Source organism: Paenibacillus sp. MSJ-34 (genome assembly GCF_018918005.1).
In the GTDB taxonomy this organism is placed as follows: Bacteria; Bacillota; Bacilli; order Paenibacillales; family Paenibacillaceae; genus MSJ-34.
In genome coordinates, this window is record NZ_JAHLPR010000060.1 from 1 (window position 1) to 15,458 (window position 15,458).

Sequence of the window (15,458 nt, forward strand, 5' to 3'; positions counted from 1 at the left end):
AGTGTATCCACATAATGTTGACTTGAACCGAACGAACTGGGAAACCTCCACTTTTTTACAGTCCGCGAGGCAGATCCACTATATTCAGTGTTTGATATTACGGGCTTTCGAAATTTAGGATTATTATAACATATTCGATTATGATCAAAATTACAGGTTTCGCATACCGGTTTGTCCACCCTCATCACAAAAAAATCCGCTGTGCACAAACCGCGTTACTTCTTATTCCCATAAAGTTCAAAAACGAATCTTCCCCAGCTCCTCCCGGAAAGCCGGTCTTCGCGGAAACCTGATTAACAATTTTTGTGTGACGGTGAACGCTTCTTTCCGTCCGCCAACCTGTTGAAGCATTCGAATGATCCGGCAAACATCGGCGTAATCTCGCCTGTCTCTGGATTGATCCGCCCGGAATTCGATATATGCCACGAAAAGCGCCTTCACCTCCTCCGGGTAATGCGGAAGCAATTGCTCATAGAACGATTCAATTCGGTAAGGTGCCTTGCGGACATGTTCCAAAAGCCGTGCGAACATCTCCTCTTCCACCAGGATTTGGGTATACGTATGCTCTCCCCTCGGGCTCTGCTCCAATTGATCTAACATATCTTGCAGATACAAGGACCATTCTCCCTCATCCGAAAATGTATCCTTCACAGACCGGTAATAATCATATTCTCCGTTCATGATCAGCTCCATCCCGAGTTTCCGCTGCTGTTCGACTTGTCCTGTGCGATGGTATGCCTCATACCGATATTTCTTCCAGCGATAGACGAGCCCCGGCAGCTCCTGATCTTGAGCTTCCCCGGCCTCCGCCAATCGGATCGCTTCCTCGGCATCGCCTTGCTCAAGCGCCGCACGAATCGCAATCTCCCGGATTTCCGGGAAATGCAGATGTCTATACAAATAAGCTTTCGCCTGTTCTTCATCTGAACGTTCCAATATTTGACCATATCGGAGCACAGCCACCCGCTCGTCTGCGTACCTCTTCGACCAATTGCTCCCGGACATATGACCCAGGAGCGAATCCGCCGCATCATCCCATTGATGTTGCATCTCTTCCGACTCGATCAGCGCGCCCGCCGCCTCGAGGAGCGCGAGCTGCCAATCCGACCACCCGTCGTAATAAGGCTGGTGTGTCTCCTCCAACAACCGGCGGAAAATCTTCAAGCGTTCTTCCGCCGGAATATGATGGTGATCCTGAACCAGCTTGAAGATCGATTCCAGACAGCTTTCGATCACGATCCCGACTCCACCGTCCGAATCGTCGGCGGACTGCAATAATTCAATCATCTCTTCGATGATGCAAAACAGAATCGCCAGCCCGTGCAACCATTCCTCTTCATCGAAGGCGGAGAGAGCCTTTTCAGCGACGATCTTCGCACCTTCCACCGCGCGGCTTACGTTCCGCCAAGACACAAAACCATGATCATCCGAATATATGTCAATGTAGGATCGAATCAACCGTCGGCAGGCGTCCAACTCCTGATCCGCGCCCCTTTTCGACAAGTGGAGTCTGATGCGCTCTTCCGCGGTATATGAATCCGATGCAATCGAGAGCAGCAATTCGATTAATTTCTCCTTGCTCTCTGCTTCCAACAGTTGCCGGAGAGAAGGCTCCGGTGAAGATGCCCCGTCTGCTTCTCTATTCTTAAGCTCGAGGAATACGGCGACTTGATGCTTGCATACCGGCCCGAAATCGTACGGACAATCGCATTCCGATTCCATTATGTTGTTCTCGTTGTCTAGCCTTACATAAACCTCATAATCCTCGTACCCGCGCACAACCGCAGTGTACTTTTCATCGGCAATGGACTTCAAGGAAATTACCCGTCCTTCGGACGCGTATTCCTTCCCTCTGTGTACAACTGCAGGATCTATGTATCTGGAAAAATCGGATAAATTCAAGAGGACCACCCCCTTTGGATGCTTCTTTCCATCTTGGAATTCCAATAGTCGATGAACACCTGATAAGATCGCTCAGTGGTGAAGAAGAAAATATGTTGATCTGCCGCAGCGTCGACATATTCATCTTTTAGAAATGGTGACAGCGACACAGGTCGTATATCGGTTGCCATTTGGAAAATAATCCTGCTCATTTGTTGCTTTTATGCTTAAGGATGTATGTTTTAGCCAAGTGGTTTAGATGGCCAACAGCAATTGAATTGGGATCACTCGGGTCATGCTTCTTCTGCATGGCACGTTCAAATTCATCAATCATCTTTGCAAAATCGCATACATTCTGCTCAAGACCAAATAAGCGTTTCATGTCTCGATAGTGTCGAAAAAAGACTGCGTTAGCTTGATCATTGGGATAACCTAATTGTTGAAGTTCCGAAATGACCGCTTGAGCATACAGCTTAATCATCGTCTGTCTTGAAGAACGTTTCACCGGTATCCCCTGCCCAAACATTTCTTTATTACTCGAGAATCAACTTCACTTCAATGGATTCCAACCAATCAGAAACACGTTTGCGATTCTGCTCTTCAACAAACTGGTAATACCGCTCTAACTGCTCTCTGTCGGAAGATAACGCATCCTTGAATCTTCGGAATATTTTCTTGCCGCCGCTCAATATGTGCATCAAAGTGGATTGCAGCTTTTTATCTTCAACCGTTTCCGCAAAATCAACCATATCGGTATATCCTTCATCCGACTCCCGTTTCGGTAACCGAAAATAAATTTCATTAAAGCCTTCTTCAATGGCCTCGCTTAATTCTTCGTCCTCTTCATCCCGGTCAAACGTTCGCAACATGACAACATCTCCAGTTTCGATATTCAGGAAGGACTCTATTCCTTCTACGTACATGTCGTATGCATCCACAATCTCCTGAAACTGCTGCTTGGTCAATTTCAATTCTTTCATATGGCCTCCTTTTTCCCTCTCTTTCATAATTGATCCGACGCGTTGTTCCGCCTCATATTCCTCCCACGTGATTCCATACGGGAAGCCGCCATCCGTACATCCGGCGATAAAATAGAAATTCTCGTCTTGCTCCAACAGCCCCGCGGACTCCGATTTGTGATCGGTCCGCTTCTTATTCTTCCCGCCGCGCATTAAGCCCCTCACCTAAATCCATCTTATTTGAGCGTGCAGTTCTGCCAAATTGTCATGAAAACCCCAGCCGATCCCTTCTGTTTTCGAAACCACGGCTTCGAGGCGCTCCTCGAATTCGTCGAACAACTCGGCTGTTTTATCTTCATTTACTTGATCAATGATATCGGCATACATGGACACCATGCTGTAGTAGAAGCGTTCATCAATATCCCCGTAGCTTAGGGTGAAATCAACTCCATTTTCAACGTAGACCAGCTTCAATTCCAGGGCGTACCTGGCATTTCCAGTCAATCTCTCGAATTCCGAAATCGCATGTTTCGCTTCTTGGAGTCTCAGCTTGCCAAATCCCCGCTCAGGGAAAAACTCTTTCTCAATCTTCTTGCAATACTCTTGAAAGAGAGACTCTACTGCTTCATCGCCCAGTATTCTTACAGCAAGAAACTTCTCCATATCTTTGCTGGCGCCATAACAAGCCTTCACCAAATCGATAAGCTGGTCGCTATTTAGCTGCTTCAGAAGCTTATTCAGAGCAGACTTCGTCAGCTTCACAGGCTTTTTCCCTACCGTGCGCTTAACCAGTGACTTGGGGATCAGCTTGTCCTTCTGCCGCCCAAGCTCCTGATTCACTTCTTCGCAGGAGAAATGTTCGGGATCATATCCTTCTCGAACCCATCCGATAAAATGATCGCGCTCCGGATGATTGGGAGTAAGCAGTACTTCCAGCATATGCTGATGCCCCCAAACGCCTCCCACATCTTCCTGTGGACAGCCGCGGGCACCATCCAGACACAAGGGTGCCGGGTCGGATGTCGATGCGTCGATTTTGATCAACGTAACCGTGTGCTGCCAATCATCTCCAAAATCATACACGTATGTAAATACGGTGTTTTCTTCATGAACATGCTTCTGAACGGTTTCCCTCCGTGCATTCAGCACCTCGCGGTCTTCTAAATGCTCGAATGTCGGATCGGGCAGACCGATCACCTTTTCTTTCACATGAAACTCGTATAAATGGTAATTTTCCCATCCCATGACCGATTGGATAATTTTGTGAAGCTGATGAAACGTCACGTCAGGATGAAATTGAAACTCCCGCCAAATCTTCGGGGCAATCTCATTCAGTTCGATTCTGCATCTATAAACCATGATCGTCTGTTCTCCTTTTAAGTATTCCGAGTATATAAACAATCCCACTGTATCCCGGTTGGAATTACAATGGGTAGGCTATTTAGATTCATTCCCATTCTTCTTCGCGCATCCTTTTGATTTCATCAGTCAAATGCGCAGCTTGTTCCGGAGTTAAAACTCCAGCCGATTCAAGGATATCGTCAATGCTGCATTCATCCTCAGACATTTGTCGGTCCAACTTATTTGGCAGGGGCATAGCCAACTGTTCTCCTCCCAATTATAAATCTGAGCAATCATTTTCATTTCTCTCCGGGAAACAAAACAGGAACATTCTAAACTTCATTCTCCTGCTGTTCAAAAGAAATCCTAGACCTCTTCACAATGATACGCGACAGTCCCGCATAGGTCTGTCTTCCTCAGTATAAGCTTTGCCTATAATGGGATTGGTGAGTATAGCTTCTGTTTCAAGAATGAATAATTATATGAAATCATACGTTTTCTCGGGAGAAAATCACTCGCTGCGAAACTGGGGGAGCTTACTGCCGGAGACCATAAAACTACGCGGTTCATGATCGAAAGTCCTCGGGAGATAAGGATTTCAGTAACTCCGATGTGCTCAAGGCTTTGCCAAGCTTGAATTCCTTCCTGCTTTGTTCAATCATGACCTTCAATTCCGGATTAGACTCAACGTCAGCTTGAATGGACCGCTGCTCTTCCTCTTGCAAGACGAGAGTGAACTTTCCCTTTCCTGGAATATGAAAGTGGTACACGGAGTTGTCGCGGCTCATATTCGATATGTTCTCCATCAACTCTTCCGGTGAATTGACCTTTTCCATTCGATGTCACCCCATGTCATAAGCTTTTCCGCTCTTTTATCACCAGTATAACATAAACCGCCCCGAATCCTGTAGAAGCAGAAAACCGGTCCCCACGGACCGGCATATCGCCCATGTAGCTCGTCCACCCTTACTTCGCAAACCGCGCCGTTAGCTGAAATTGCTGAAGATCTGAAGAAAAGTAAAAAGGCCTACCCTGTAAGAATAGACCTAGAAGTTAAGATTTATATACATCACCACGAGAGCCAATTTTAATTACTTGGATAAGTAACTTATCATTCTCAACTGAATAAATAATTCGATAAGAACCCACTCGTAATCGATATTCGTCCATTGTTCCTTGCATCCTTTTGATATCGAGCTCTGGATGATAAGGGTCTTCACAGAGAATTTGTAGATGTTGAGTAATTCGAATACGATTCGTCCTATCTAATTTTTGTAAATACTTAAGAGCATCTTTATAGAACTCAATTGAGTAAGTCATCGATAACATCCTTAAGTTTAATACTCTCGCCACGTCTAAAGGATTCTTTAGCTTTTTTAATTGCTTCAATATCATCTTGAGTAGTTGGCTCATCATCCCAAGGGATATGACGATACTCTTTATTTGTGACTAATTTTTCCAAGAAATCAGCAGCGATTGGAAGGGCTTCTTCAGGTAATTGTTGAATTAATTTGTTCAAATGATCTTTTGAAACTGCCATTCGATCAACCCCTATCTAGAAAGGCTAAATTAATTTTATTATAACACGTACTTAATGAAATTTCATAAAGATCGTACGGGCTATTTCAAGGTAGTCAGCAACATCAGCTAACACCGTATTCACGCTTCGGGCCATACGGCCCTTGGTCTGCCCGAGGCATTTCGGGGGAGAAGATTCATGCAGACAACCCTGCGAACCTAACCGCGTCGCGGCCGGCAGCTACGCTGCCTTAAGGTTCTCGGATTCGTGAATACAAGAACGTTACCTGAACCCCTCGTCAAAGATGAGTGGTCTGGTTTTCCTCCATAACAAAAAGTCAGAAAGTTAATGTCCATTGTTTTCTTCTTTAATCCAATTCCACAATACTTTCCTGTTCCAAGCGTATCCTTCGATCAAGCATCGTTTGCAGCACCTGCCTCCAATGGGTCAGTCGGGTATCCTTTAGAGCCTCCTCAAGCTTTCCGGCATATTCATCGCTGATTGACGCCGCTGAGGACTCGTAACGAAGAAGCGTCTCCGCATCCATTAGCATGGGCCTCAGATTAGAAAAGAATTTCTTCCGCAGGTATTCAAAAATCCGGATTCCTCCCAGATCAATATCACCCCAATGATACACTTCAATGTTCTTTTCCGATGCCGAGGCCAAATGCTCTGCCAGTCTACACAAAAAGGATTGCAATGACCGATGGGGAAATCCCCCGGTATATAGAACAAGCTCTGTGTCGCGGAGCTCGGAAGCGTGTTCGAGCCACAGATGATAAGTCGCCAAGTTTTCAATTGTTACTATCCGAGTGGCAACTGTTTGCACTTGATACATTTCTTCCACCGTTTTATCCGATAAGCCAACCCCACCGGCAAACACTCCAATATCAACCTTACGACTGTCGGTAGTACGGAATGAAAGAGGCCCGCTTACCAGCACAATTTGTGGATTTTTGGCCACCCCGAGGAAATCAAGCCATTCTTCCTCGGTTTCACGCTCCTCTCCTGATGCCTGCTTGGCGAGCGAAAGCAACCTTCGTTGAACGTTTCTTTCCATGTGCTTGGAGTCCTTGAACAGCTTCTGGCTAAGTAATCTTATTGGAACGGCTCGCTCGAGCCTAGGAAGCTCCAGCAATACACAAACAAGATCCTTATACCCCTCTGGATCGTCCACCTCCAGGTGGGCAGTTTTACCTTCGGCTAGCGATACATCGGCTTGTTCAGACCACACCCTGACCCATTCCCAAGGATGGCGGGATAAGGGAGTAAGGATGTGCCGCAAGCGTTCCAGCTTGTCCCGCTTCGGCATCCGCCCCGCAACGCGATAAGCCGTCTTCAACTCACTCCATCGCAGATAGATTCTTTCCAACTGCTCGCCGGTGCGAAACCGGGCCCAATTGAGTTCAACAAGTCCGAGCCGCTCCAACTCGGAAGCTGCTTCGTTGATCCAAATTCGTTTACGGAAATCCATTTCGTCTGTATAATCTTGCCAGAATGGACTTTTGTTAAGAGATAGCTGCGGCCTTTGCTTGGAAGGCTGCCCGGTTACAAAAGACTGGCTTAACTCGTATTTGTCCAACAGGAGGTTTAGCAGCTGGGAGACAAATTTGGATTTATATGGCGTTTCATGAATCTCCAAGCAGATCACCCCTTACCATAAAATCTAGAATAAAAAGCCTTGACCGTTTCCTTCATCCGCATCATCGGCTGAGGGGGATTTCCCGTTGTCAACGTTCGATAAATTCGATGCGGCAGCCGCCTCAGCCTCATATTCCGCTATTTCCACGGCTCCCGCTCTCGCCATCTCGTCTTCCGCCCCGTTGTCCCATTTGTCAATCATGTCTACATAACACTGGTAGTTATGCTTGCTGACGAACAGCGTGGTGGACACCTCAGGAGCCATATGCTGCATCTTCTCATCGGGAACGGCGGCAATCAGCTGCAGACCCATTTGCTTAATCAACCGCAGACTGGATTGAATCCGCTGCTCGTCCATTTTATTGAACGCTTCATCGAAAATGACAAGCCGCGTGCTTTTTCCGGAATATAAGTGGTGGAAGGAAGCCAGTATCGCAATATAGAACGGTGTCTGCGTCTCGCCTCCCGATTTCTCCTTCAGCACTTGCGAGAAGCGGTATTTGCCGTTGCCGGATGTTACGATAATATCGAAATCCAAGTATTGCCGATAGTCCGAGAACTCCTCCAATTGTCCGGCCTCACCTTTGACCAGAAGATCGAACAACTCATGCAGAACCTCGGTACGATCATTGTCCGGTAATTCGAACAATGAACCCTTTTCCAAAAGCATGGGATCCATCACGGCATCATAGAAGCGCTTGTAACGTTCACTAGGGGAAACCTCAAAATGATACTTGTCGTCGGAAAAAGGAAAATGCCTCAGCGCATAGTTCAGCTCGTGAAACTCCCTACGGGCCATCTCGATCGCTTCCCTTAACCGAAAAATAAAGTGGGACTTGAACTCCTCTTCCGATTCTTTCAAAGCCGCCGCAACTTTATCCTGATATTCCGGAATATTCAGGTGTTCGATCGTTTCAAGCAGCCGATCGTAATCCTCGTTCGTGACCTTCTGGATGTCGGCGATAAAATTTTGATCGATATTATATTTTTGCCGCATTAATTGCAGCTTGTTGAACTGGCTGTCGCGCAGTGTCTGCTGACCCTTCCAGCTGCCTTCCCAATTTTGGATTTTCTGCCAAGTGGAGGCGGACGAATTGCATGCTTCTTCGTATCTTTGCATCGCTCCCGCTTCCCGCTCGCTGCCGTGCTCATTGATCCAATTCCGCCATGCGGCTTCGTACTCTTGCACCTTAATCCGAAGCAAGTGCAGCTTTCCTTCCGCTTCGGACTTTTTCGATTCGGTTTCCGTTTGCTTTTGGAGTAAGGATCCCCATTTTTGTTGCCACTTCTGTTCATCCTTCTTCCACTGCTCATACTCCGCCTGCAGCCGCTCCGCTTCGCTGAAATCGAGACCATTCAGTTCCTCTGTCTTCTGCAATAGCATTTCCGAGCATTCGTGGATATGCCGCATCAGGCCAAGATGGTCGGCAAGCTTGGTACAGCCCGTTTCCTTCAATTTGCCGATCCATTCGGAAAGGTGTTCACCCCAAGCATACAGCATGCGCCGTTCGTCCTGGGCAGACACCAGCTCGGAGCGGCGGATTTCCAACTGGCGGGCGATCGCTTTGGCGCCTATGAACGGAACCTCGTATTGCTCCTTGCGCATCTGCCGGGCTACCAGGTTGTTGTAAACCATGCATGATTGGGTCACCGCTGTACGATGGTGTCGCAGTTCCTGCTCGTTTGCAGCCTTCATCACCTTGCCCAGCAAATGCTCGACGTGCGCCTGGATTACGGGATGCTCCGCCTGCAGCTCGAGTGCCAGGGAACCGGTTACGGCCGTTCCCAAATACCGCTTCTCCTTCTCCGTATCGACGAGACCGACGCCTTCCAGCCGATAGGTTCGCTTCTCCCTTTCATAAATAGACAATGCCTCTGCGAAACATTCCGGTTCAACCAACAGATCGAAGCGCTGGGTGTTCAAATACCCTTCCACCGCATTACGCCAAAGCTCTTCCTTGAGCTCCATGTGCTCGCAAAACACCCAAACCGCCGAGCGGCCCCGCAGCCGTTCCTCCAAGATGCCCTTCAACTGGCGCACCGGTTCGGCATAGCTGCGCTTCTGCTGCTCCAGATCACGAATGATCGTTCTTAACTCTTCGATTCGAGCGTCCGTTTCACCCAGCTTTTCCTGCAACTGGTTATGTTGAACGAGCATCCTGTCACGCCACGCCGTTAGACCTTCTCCAATCTCAGCCAGATCCCGTGTCCACTCTTCTTCCTCATGGACTTCAATGATTCCGCAACGTGCCACAGCGTCAAGACGCGCCAGGCTCTCCTGATAACTGCGAAGCGTCTCCCTCTCTCCAGGCTTCCATGTCCAGTACGGATTGTCCGGCCAATCGTACAAGTTCGCCAATAGCTGAAGCTCCCGTTCAATTTGTCTCCGATACGTGAGCAAGAGCCTCTCTCCCTCGCTCTGTTGAGCGGTGAGCCGGGCAATGTCCTCGTGCAGCTCTTTCTTGCGCTTCTCCGCAGCATGGTTCTGCCAGCGCTGGTAAGCATCCTGCTGCTTGTCCCGGGCTTCCGCCTGCAACCGGGCGGCAAGGTCAATATCATCCGCAAGCTGTCGCAGCTCTTCTTCCAGCCGGACATTGTCCCGTTCGGTCTGCTCCAGATTCTCACTCTCGTAATCCGCTTTCAAGCGCCGGATCACATAATCCTGCTCAATGGCAGTCTCCTTGTATTTGGCATACTGGGCATAACACTCACGTATGGATTGCAGGTGCAGCTTCTTCTCCTGAAGATGCTCCAGCTCCTGGCGATACCGTTCGTGGATCTCGAAATTTTGCCGCATCAAATCCAACTGCAGCTCTTTTCGGTCGAGTATATAATCGTAGACAAAAGCACGGATATTCTGGATCGGCTTGAACGAGAGCGCTTTGGTGAATATTGTGAAAAACCGATCATGAAGCTGTCCCATCCGGGCGAGTAAGGCTTTCTGATAGTTGGTCTTGTTCCTTTCAAACAAAGCCTTTTTTCCGGAGAGCCCGCTGACCCTGACGCTTTCCCCACCGTAGCGCTTGCGGAATTCGTCTCGATTGAGCAGCTGGCCGTTGGATTTGACAAACTGCAAATCATCCAACCGCCGATCTGACAAAATGAAATACTCTTCTTCCCCGGTCGTGCTTCCTCGGTATACATCAATCGCTACCCCGACAACGAACCATTCCTTACGGTCCTCGTCCCGGAATTCAGCTGCAATATAAGTCGTAAAATCGCCGTCCCTCAAAAAGGAGCGCTCGTCGCTGCCGATTTTTCCCCTAAGATAATTGATAAAGCTGCGTTTGGCGTCATCGTGTGCAGCCGCATTGAACTTGATCATTCGATGATCAGCAACGAAAAGCACCTGCAGCGCGTCAATAATCGTCGATTTTCCCGCGGCGTTCTGTCCAGTGATCAACGTCTGTTTTCCGAATTCCAGCTCCTCGTCCTTGAAATAATGCCAGTTAATCAGACGCAGCCGCTTCATCCATTTCATCCAGCAATCCTCCCTCCGCGTTCGTCAGGTACAATTCTAGCTTATCAAGCAACGACTGCATCTCATCCGTCTGAATCATATAGATCCAAGTATGGAACAGCTTGAACCGGGCATCATCGGAACGAATGTCGGAATCCAGCGGTTCAATCAATTGGGCCTGTACACACAATCTAACCAGCCTGTCCAATGCGGTACGGTTTACCCATTCCAGCCGGAACGTCTCGTACTTGCTGCGAATTTCATAAAGGGTAATCATAGGATAATCCGCCAGCGATAGGCCTTGCCTCTTCTCCTCATATAGTAAGCGCAGCACCAGCAGCCATAGTGTCTGTTCCCGGTCAAGCCTACGGCGAAGACGGCCATCGGGAATATGCAGATAGACGCATTCATGCCGCTCGTCCACGACAAGTTCCCAACCAAGGAATCGATAATAGCCCTCCAACGCGGTACGGTAGCGACGAATTGTCGCATACAACTCCCGGTCCTTGTCTTTGATCAGAAGGTTAACCTCCATGAGTCGCTGGATTACTTCTTTGACCTTCGATTGTTCAGAGTCGCTCAAATCTTGAAACATCATGAATCGTTATCCTCCCCGCTCTTTACGGACAATGTCGTGATTGTGGAATCGATATCTTCCGACACTAACCGTCTGCCGCTTGCCTTGCCGGTCCAAGCTGAAACGCGAGCCACCATCCGAGCCATACAAATAAACATACCCCAGCATAAGAAATTCCTCGGCACTACTTGGAGCGAGCTCGATCAGTTCCATGCGCTTTCGGTCACCAAGCCGGGTCATGACGTAATCATCCACTTTTTTACGGGTAATGGCCTTGCGCATTTTCTCTACGTTCCTCTGTCGCAGCTCCTCCATCACGTGTGCCGGAATCGGAACCGTAACATGGGTCTCCGGCTGATGAGCCATCCTTCGGCGGCGCGGCGGCAGGAGTGACTGCTCTGACCATCCGCGAACCTGATTAATCGCGAACAGCGAGTATTCCGCATCCTGCTTTTGCTGGCCGAGCAACTCCAGCAGACGTGTCAACCGGCGGTCCAATCCTTCATGCTGCTGACTCAAATATCTGGCCCGGTCGTAAGAAGAACGAAGATACTGGTTATGCCGCACATCAATCTGATAGAAAATCTCTTCCAGCCCGACAAAGGTTTCTTCAATGAAGAATAAAGCTTCCTTGACGGCATATTCCGCTTGTTCAACCGTTTCATACAGCTCGCTCTTGACGCCGTCCATTGCAGCTTCCTGCAGCAAACCCCGATCTAGGAGCCACTTCTGAACCGTATGAAGGATTTGAAAACGATAGCGCGCCACATGATCCGACGTTTTGAGCCGGTGATAGCTTTTATCTACAATTTGCGATTTATAGGTTTCAAAATGATGGTCCAGCACTTCGCGAATCGAAGTTTTTTGAACAACTGTCTCCATGTGATGCTTCATATTATTGTATAACCCAATCAATTCATGGCGAAATTGCCTTGTTACCTGTGCCGCCTCCATTACGGCGAAACAAGGGCGCATTTTGGCCTCCTCGCCGGTAAGAAGCTGATAAGTTACAAAAGCAAACCGTTGATATTCGACCGTCCGTGCTTCGCATAATTCCTGAAACACCGCAATCAGCCGGCTGGCATAATGGGGAAGTACAATATAAGCTTCGAACTGGCTGCGGGTTTCCACATCAATCCACTTCGCCCGTTCCAGCCGTCGCAGCAATGCATTGGCCTGAGCTCTGGAGACATCCTCTAACGTAAGCTGATCCTCTCTTCCAGCTCCAACCGGCTCATCCTCATCGGCAGAAATGACCATACCCGTTTCTTGTTGAGTCTCCAGCAGCTCCTGCAGCAGATCCCGCATGACTTCATAGCGAATGCCGAACCGCTCCCTTTGCGAATGCTCGTATAAAAGCAGCAGTGCTTCCGCATATATCTTCCGATTGGAACCCGTCAGAAGATGAAATAATCCTTCCGGTACTACATCAAACAAGTTCATCATACCGCGCGCATACCCTTTCGGAGAAAAATGTCGATACTTTATTATACTAGATTTGGAAGATATGAAGTATGGTAGAATACGGCTATTCCCTTCAATCTTAATGGCAAGCTCCATTGGTATACGGAATACTTGCCGTACAAGGCTCTCAAGTATCGGTATTAACTCCAGAAGAAGCAGAAAACCGGCCCCCTCGGACCGGCTGATTCAGGCTCCATATAGCTCGGCCCACCTCACCTCACAAACCGCCCGCTGCACACAAACCGCGCCACTTCCTGACGTCGGTTCGTGTTCACAACGTGTTGACAATATGCGCCACCAACCGTAAATTGTGCTCGATCAGAACGTTCCGGGAATGCTGATCGCCTTCGGACATCAGCTGCAAATGCTTCGTTTCGTCTTCTTCCGCTAGCGGCTGGGGGAAAGCGTTGTTCTTGACATACGAAACGAGGAGTGACAGTTGTTTAATGAACAAAGCGACCGCCGCAAATAATCCGGGCAATAAAGACACCTCCTGCTGAATCACAATAGAGCAAACTTTAACCACTTCTTTCCGATCAGTTCATTCTATGTGGGCAGATGCCTATCTGTGCCTGTACGTGGGAAAGAAACGACTTCGGGAGCAAAAAATGGTCATTGAAGCTCAATCTCAACAGACCGATTCTGTCCGGATCTTTCTGAGGATTGGCCCGGTCCAGCATGCCCGGAATGAGCAAATAGGTTGGTCCATGATGTGATCGAATGATTCGATGCGGAAATGGAGCGATCACGTTGAAATCCGTCAATTCATCTTCCGATGTCCTCTCCAGCTTGCTGTAAGCTTGATCCAAGAATCGAACGCGTCTGATATCGCATTGCCCGGCTCCAATCGGATCCAGTCCTCGGAAGTGCAAGCTTTTTTCTTCCAATTCATTTCAAGTTAATTACAAATAGGCGTAACTAAAATTAAGGTTCATTTTAGTTACGCCAAAATGTTAGAATATAATCCGCTTTGGTTCCAAGCTCAGCTCACAGAATATGTTCAAGCTTCCCTAGCTCTTGTTTCGTGATCGGTTTATCACTCAAAAGTTACTTTCACGTCTATCGATTCCAACCACTCAGCAACACGTTTGCTGATTCCGCTCTTCAATAAAAAGGTAATACCGCTCTAGTTGCTCTTTGTCGGAAGATAACTCATCTTTGAACCTTCGGAATATTTTCCTGCCGCCGCTTAATATGTGCATCAAAGTTGATTGCAGCTTTTTATCTTCAATCGTTTCTGCAAAATCAACCATATCCGCAAACCCATATTCCTCCCATGTGATACCATAGGGAAAGCCGCCGTCCGTATATCCGGCGATAAAGCTCCCCACCTAAATCCATCGTAATTGAGCGTGCAGTTCAGCCAAATTGTCATGAAAACCCCAGCCGATATCTACTGTTTTCAAAACGATCGCTTCCAAACGATCCTCGAATTCGTCGAACAATTCGGCCATTTCATCTTCATTCACTTGATCAATAATATCGGCATACACGGAAGCCATGCTATAATAGAAGCGTTCATCAATATCCCCGTAACTTAGGGTGAAATCGACTCCATTTTCGACGTAGATCAGCTTCAATTCCAGACTGTACTTGACGTTCCCGGTCAATCTCTCGAATTCCGAGATCGCATTTTTCGCTTCCTGAAGCCTCAGCTTGCCGAAACCCCGTTCGGGGAAAAACTCTTTCTCTATCTTCTTGCGATACTCTTGAAAGAGAGACTCTGCCGCTTCATCGCCCAGTATTCTTACGGCAAGAAATTTCTCCATTTCTTTGCTGGCGCCATAACAAGCCTTCACCAACTCGATAAGCTGATCGTTGGTTAATTGTTTCAGGTGCTTATTCAAAGCGGATTTCGTCAGCTTCGCAGGCTTTTTTCCTACTGGCCGCTTAATCAGCGATTTAGGTATAAGCTTGTCTTTTTGCCTCTGAAGCTCATGGTTCACTTCCTCGCAGGAAAAATGTTCAGGATCGTAACCTGCTCGAACCCAGCCAATAAACTGATCTCGCTCGGGATGATTGGGAGTAAGCAGTACTTCCAGCATATGCTGATGTCCCCAAACGCCTCCCACATCTTCCTGCGGACAGCTGCGAGCCCCATCTAGACACATGGGTGCAGGATCGGAAGCTGCAGATTCGTCTATTTTGACCAATATAATCGTGTGCCGCCAATCATCGCCAAAATCATAGACGTATGTAAACACGGAATTTTCCTCGTTAACATGGTTCTGAACTACTTCTTTCCGTGCATTCAGCACCTCGCGATCTTCCATATGTTCGAATGTCGGGTTAGGCAGCCCAATCACCCTCTCGTTCACATGAAATTCGTACAGATGGCAATTTTCCCATCCCATGACCACTTGGATGATTTTGTGAAGCTGATGAAACGTCACACCCGGATGAAACTGAAATTCCCGCCAAATCTTCGGGGCAATCTCACCCAGTTCGATTCTGCAAGTATAAACCATTATCGCCTGTTCCCCCTTTCGCTATTCCATATAATATAGAAATAAACCCACCGTACCCTCGAGGGAATTACAATGGGTCACGACCGGTTGGATCGATGTTGACACGACACCTTCCATCCCATGTGCATCTGCCAATATTATACCATAT

The 15,458-nt window shown here is 48.0% G+C and carries 14 protein-coding genes and 1 pseudogene; all 15 read right to left on the minus strand.

The genetic code is table 11. The features are described from left to right. Positions 1–237: 237 nt before the first annotated feature. Positions 238–1,815 (minus strand): SWIM zinc finger family protein, encoded by a 1,578-nt coding sequence (locus KQI79_RS23825; RefSeq protein WP_253298376.1) that lies wholly within the window; start codon positions 1,813–1,815, stop codon positions 238–240. A gap of 274 nt (positions 1,816–2,089) precedes the next feature. After that, a complete protein-coding gene (locus tag KQI79_RS23830) occupies positions 2,090–2,386 on the minus strand; it encodes a nucleotide exchange factor GrpE (RefSeq protein WP_209844419.1) in 297 nt (98 codons plus the stop codon). A gap of 28 nt (positions 2,387–2,414) precedes the next feature. After that, positions 2,415–2,861 carry a UPF0158 family protein gene (locus KQI79_RS23835; protein WP_253298377.1) on the minus strand — a complete coding sequence of 149 codons (447 nt, stop codon included), beginning with the start codon at positions 2,859–2,861 and terminating at the stop codon, positions 2,415–2,417. 204 nt (positions 2,862–3,065) lie between these two features. After that, complete coding sequence (locus KQI79_RS23840) at positions 3,066–4,199, minus strand: plasmid pRiA4b ORF-3 family protein (RefSeq protein ID WP_216540819.1); 1,134 nt, start codon at positions 4,197–4,199, stop codon at positions 3,066–3,068. A gap of 88 nt (positions 4,200–4,287) precedes the next feature. Beyond that, positions 4,288–4,443: a hypothetical protein gene (locus KQI79_RS23845; RefSeq protein WP_157462203.1), complete on the minus strand. Its 156-nt coding sequence runs from the start codon at positions 4,441–4,443 to the stop codon at positions 4,288–4,290. A gap of 304 nt (positions 4,444–4,747) precedes the next feature. Further along, positions 4,748–5,017, minus strand: a complete 270-nt coding sequence (locus KQI79_RS23850) for a hypothetical protein (RefSeq protein WP_074730222.1) — start codon at positions 5,015–5,017, stop codon at positions 4,748–4,750. A gap of 217 nt (positions 5,018–5,234) precedes the next feature. Further along, positions 5,235–5,501 carry a type II toxin-antitoxin system RelE family toxin gene (locus tag KQI79_RS23855; protein WP_023554895.1) on the minus strand — a complete coding sequence of 89 codons (267 nt, stop codon included), beginning with the start codon at positions 5,499–5,501 and terminating at the stop codon, positions 5,235–5,237. Then, positions 5,485–5,721: a hypothetical protein gene (locus tag KQI79_RS23860; protein WP_023554896.1), complete on the minus strand. Its 237-nt coding sequence runs from the start codon at positions 5,719–5,721 to the stop codon at positions 5,485–5,487. Before KQI79_RS23860 ends, KQI79_RS23855 begins: the two co-directional genes overlap by 17 nt. A 346-nt stretch (positions 5,722–6,067) precedes the next feature. After that, positions 6,068–7,342 (minus strand): Wadjet anti-phage system protein JetD domain-containing protein, encoded by a 1,275-nt coding sequence (locus KQI79_RS23865; RefSeq protein ID WP_028407040.1) that lies wholly within the window; start codon positions 7,340–7,342, stop codon positions 6,068–6,070. A gap of 24 nt (positions 7,343–7,366) precedes the next feature. Next, entirely contained in the window at positions 7,367–10,822 is a 3,456-nt protein-coding gene (locus tag KQI79_RS23870) for an ATP-binding protein (RefSeq protein ID WP_127608671.1), read from the minus strand. Next, positions 10,791–11,399 carry a DUF4194 domain-containing protein gene (locus KQI79_RS23875; RefSeq protein ID WP_023554899.1) on the minus strand — a complete coding sequence of 203 codons (609 nt, stop codon included), beginning with the start codon at positions 11,397–11,399 and terminating at the stop codon, positions 10,791–10,793. Before KQI79_RS23875 ends, KQI79_RS23870 begins: the two co-directional genes overlap by 32 nt. Positions 11,400–11,405: 6 nt before the next feature. Then, a complete protein-coding gene (locus KQI79_RS23880; protein ID WP_023554900.1) occupies positions 11,406–12,824 on the minus strand; it encodes a Wadjet anti-phage system protein JetA family protein in 1,419 nt (472 codons plus the stop codon). A 301-nt stretch (positions 12,825–13,125) separates the two neighbouring features. Then, positions 13,126–13,323: pseudogene (locus KQI79_RS23885) on the minus strand (RNA polymerase subunit sigma-70); the annotation flags it as partial. A 595-nt stretch (positions 13,324–13,918) separates the two neighbouring features. Beyond that, positions 13,919–14,173, minus strand: a complete 255-nt coding sequence (locus KQI79_RS23890; protein WP_230191324.1) for a hypothetical protein — start codon at positions 14,171–14,173, stop codon at positions 13,919–13,921. Continuing rightward, positions 14,174–15,310 (minus strand): DUF6155 family protein, encoded by a 1,137-nt coding sequence (locus KQI79_RS23895; RefSeq protein ID WP_216540820.1) that lies wholly within the window; start codon positions 15,308–15,310, stop codon positions 14,174–14,176. Between the last annotated feature and the right edge of the window lie 148 nt (positions 15,311–15,458).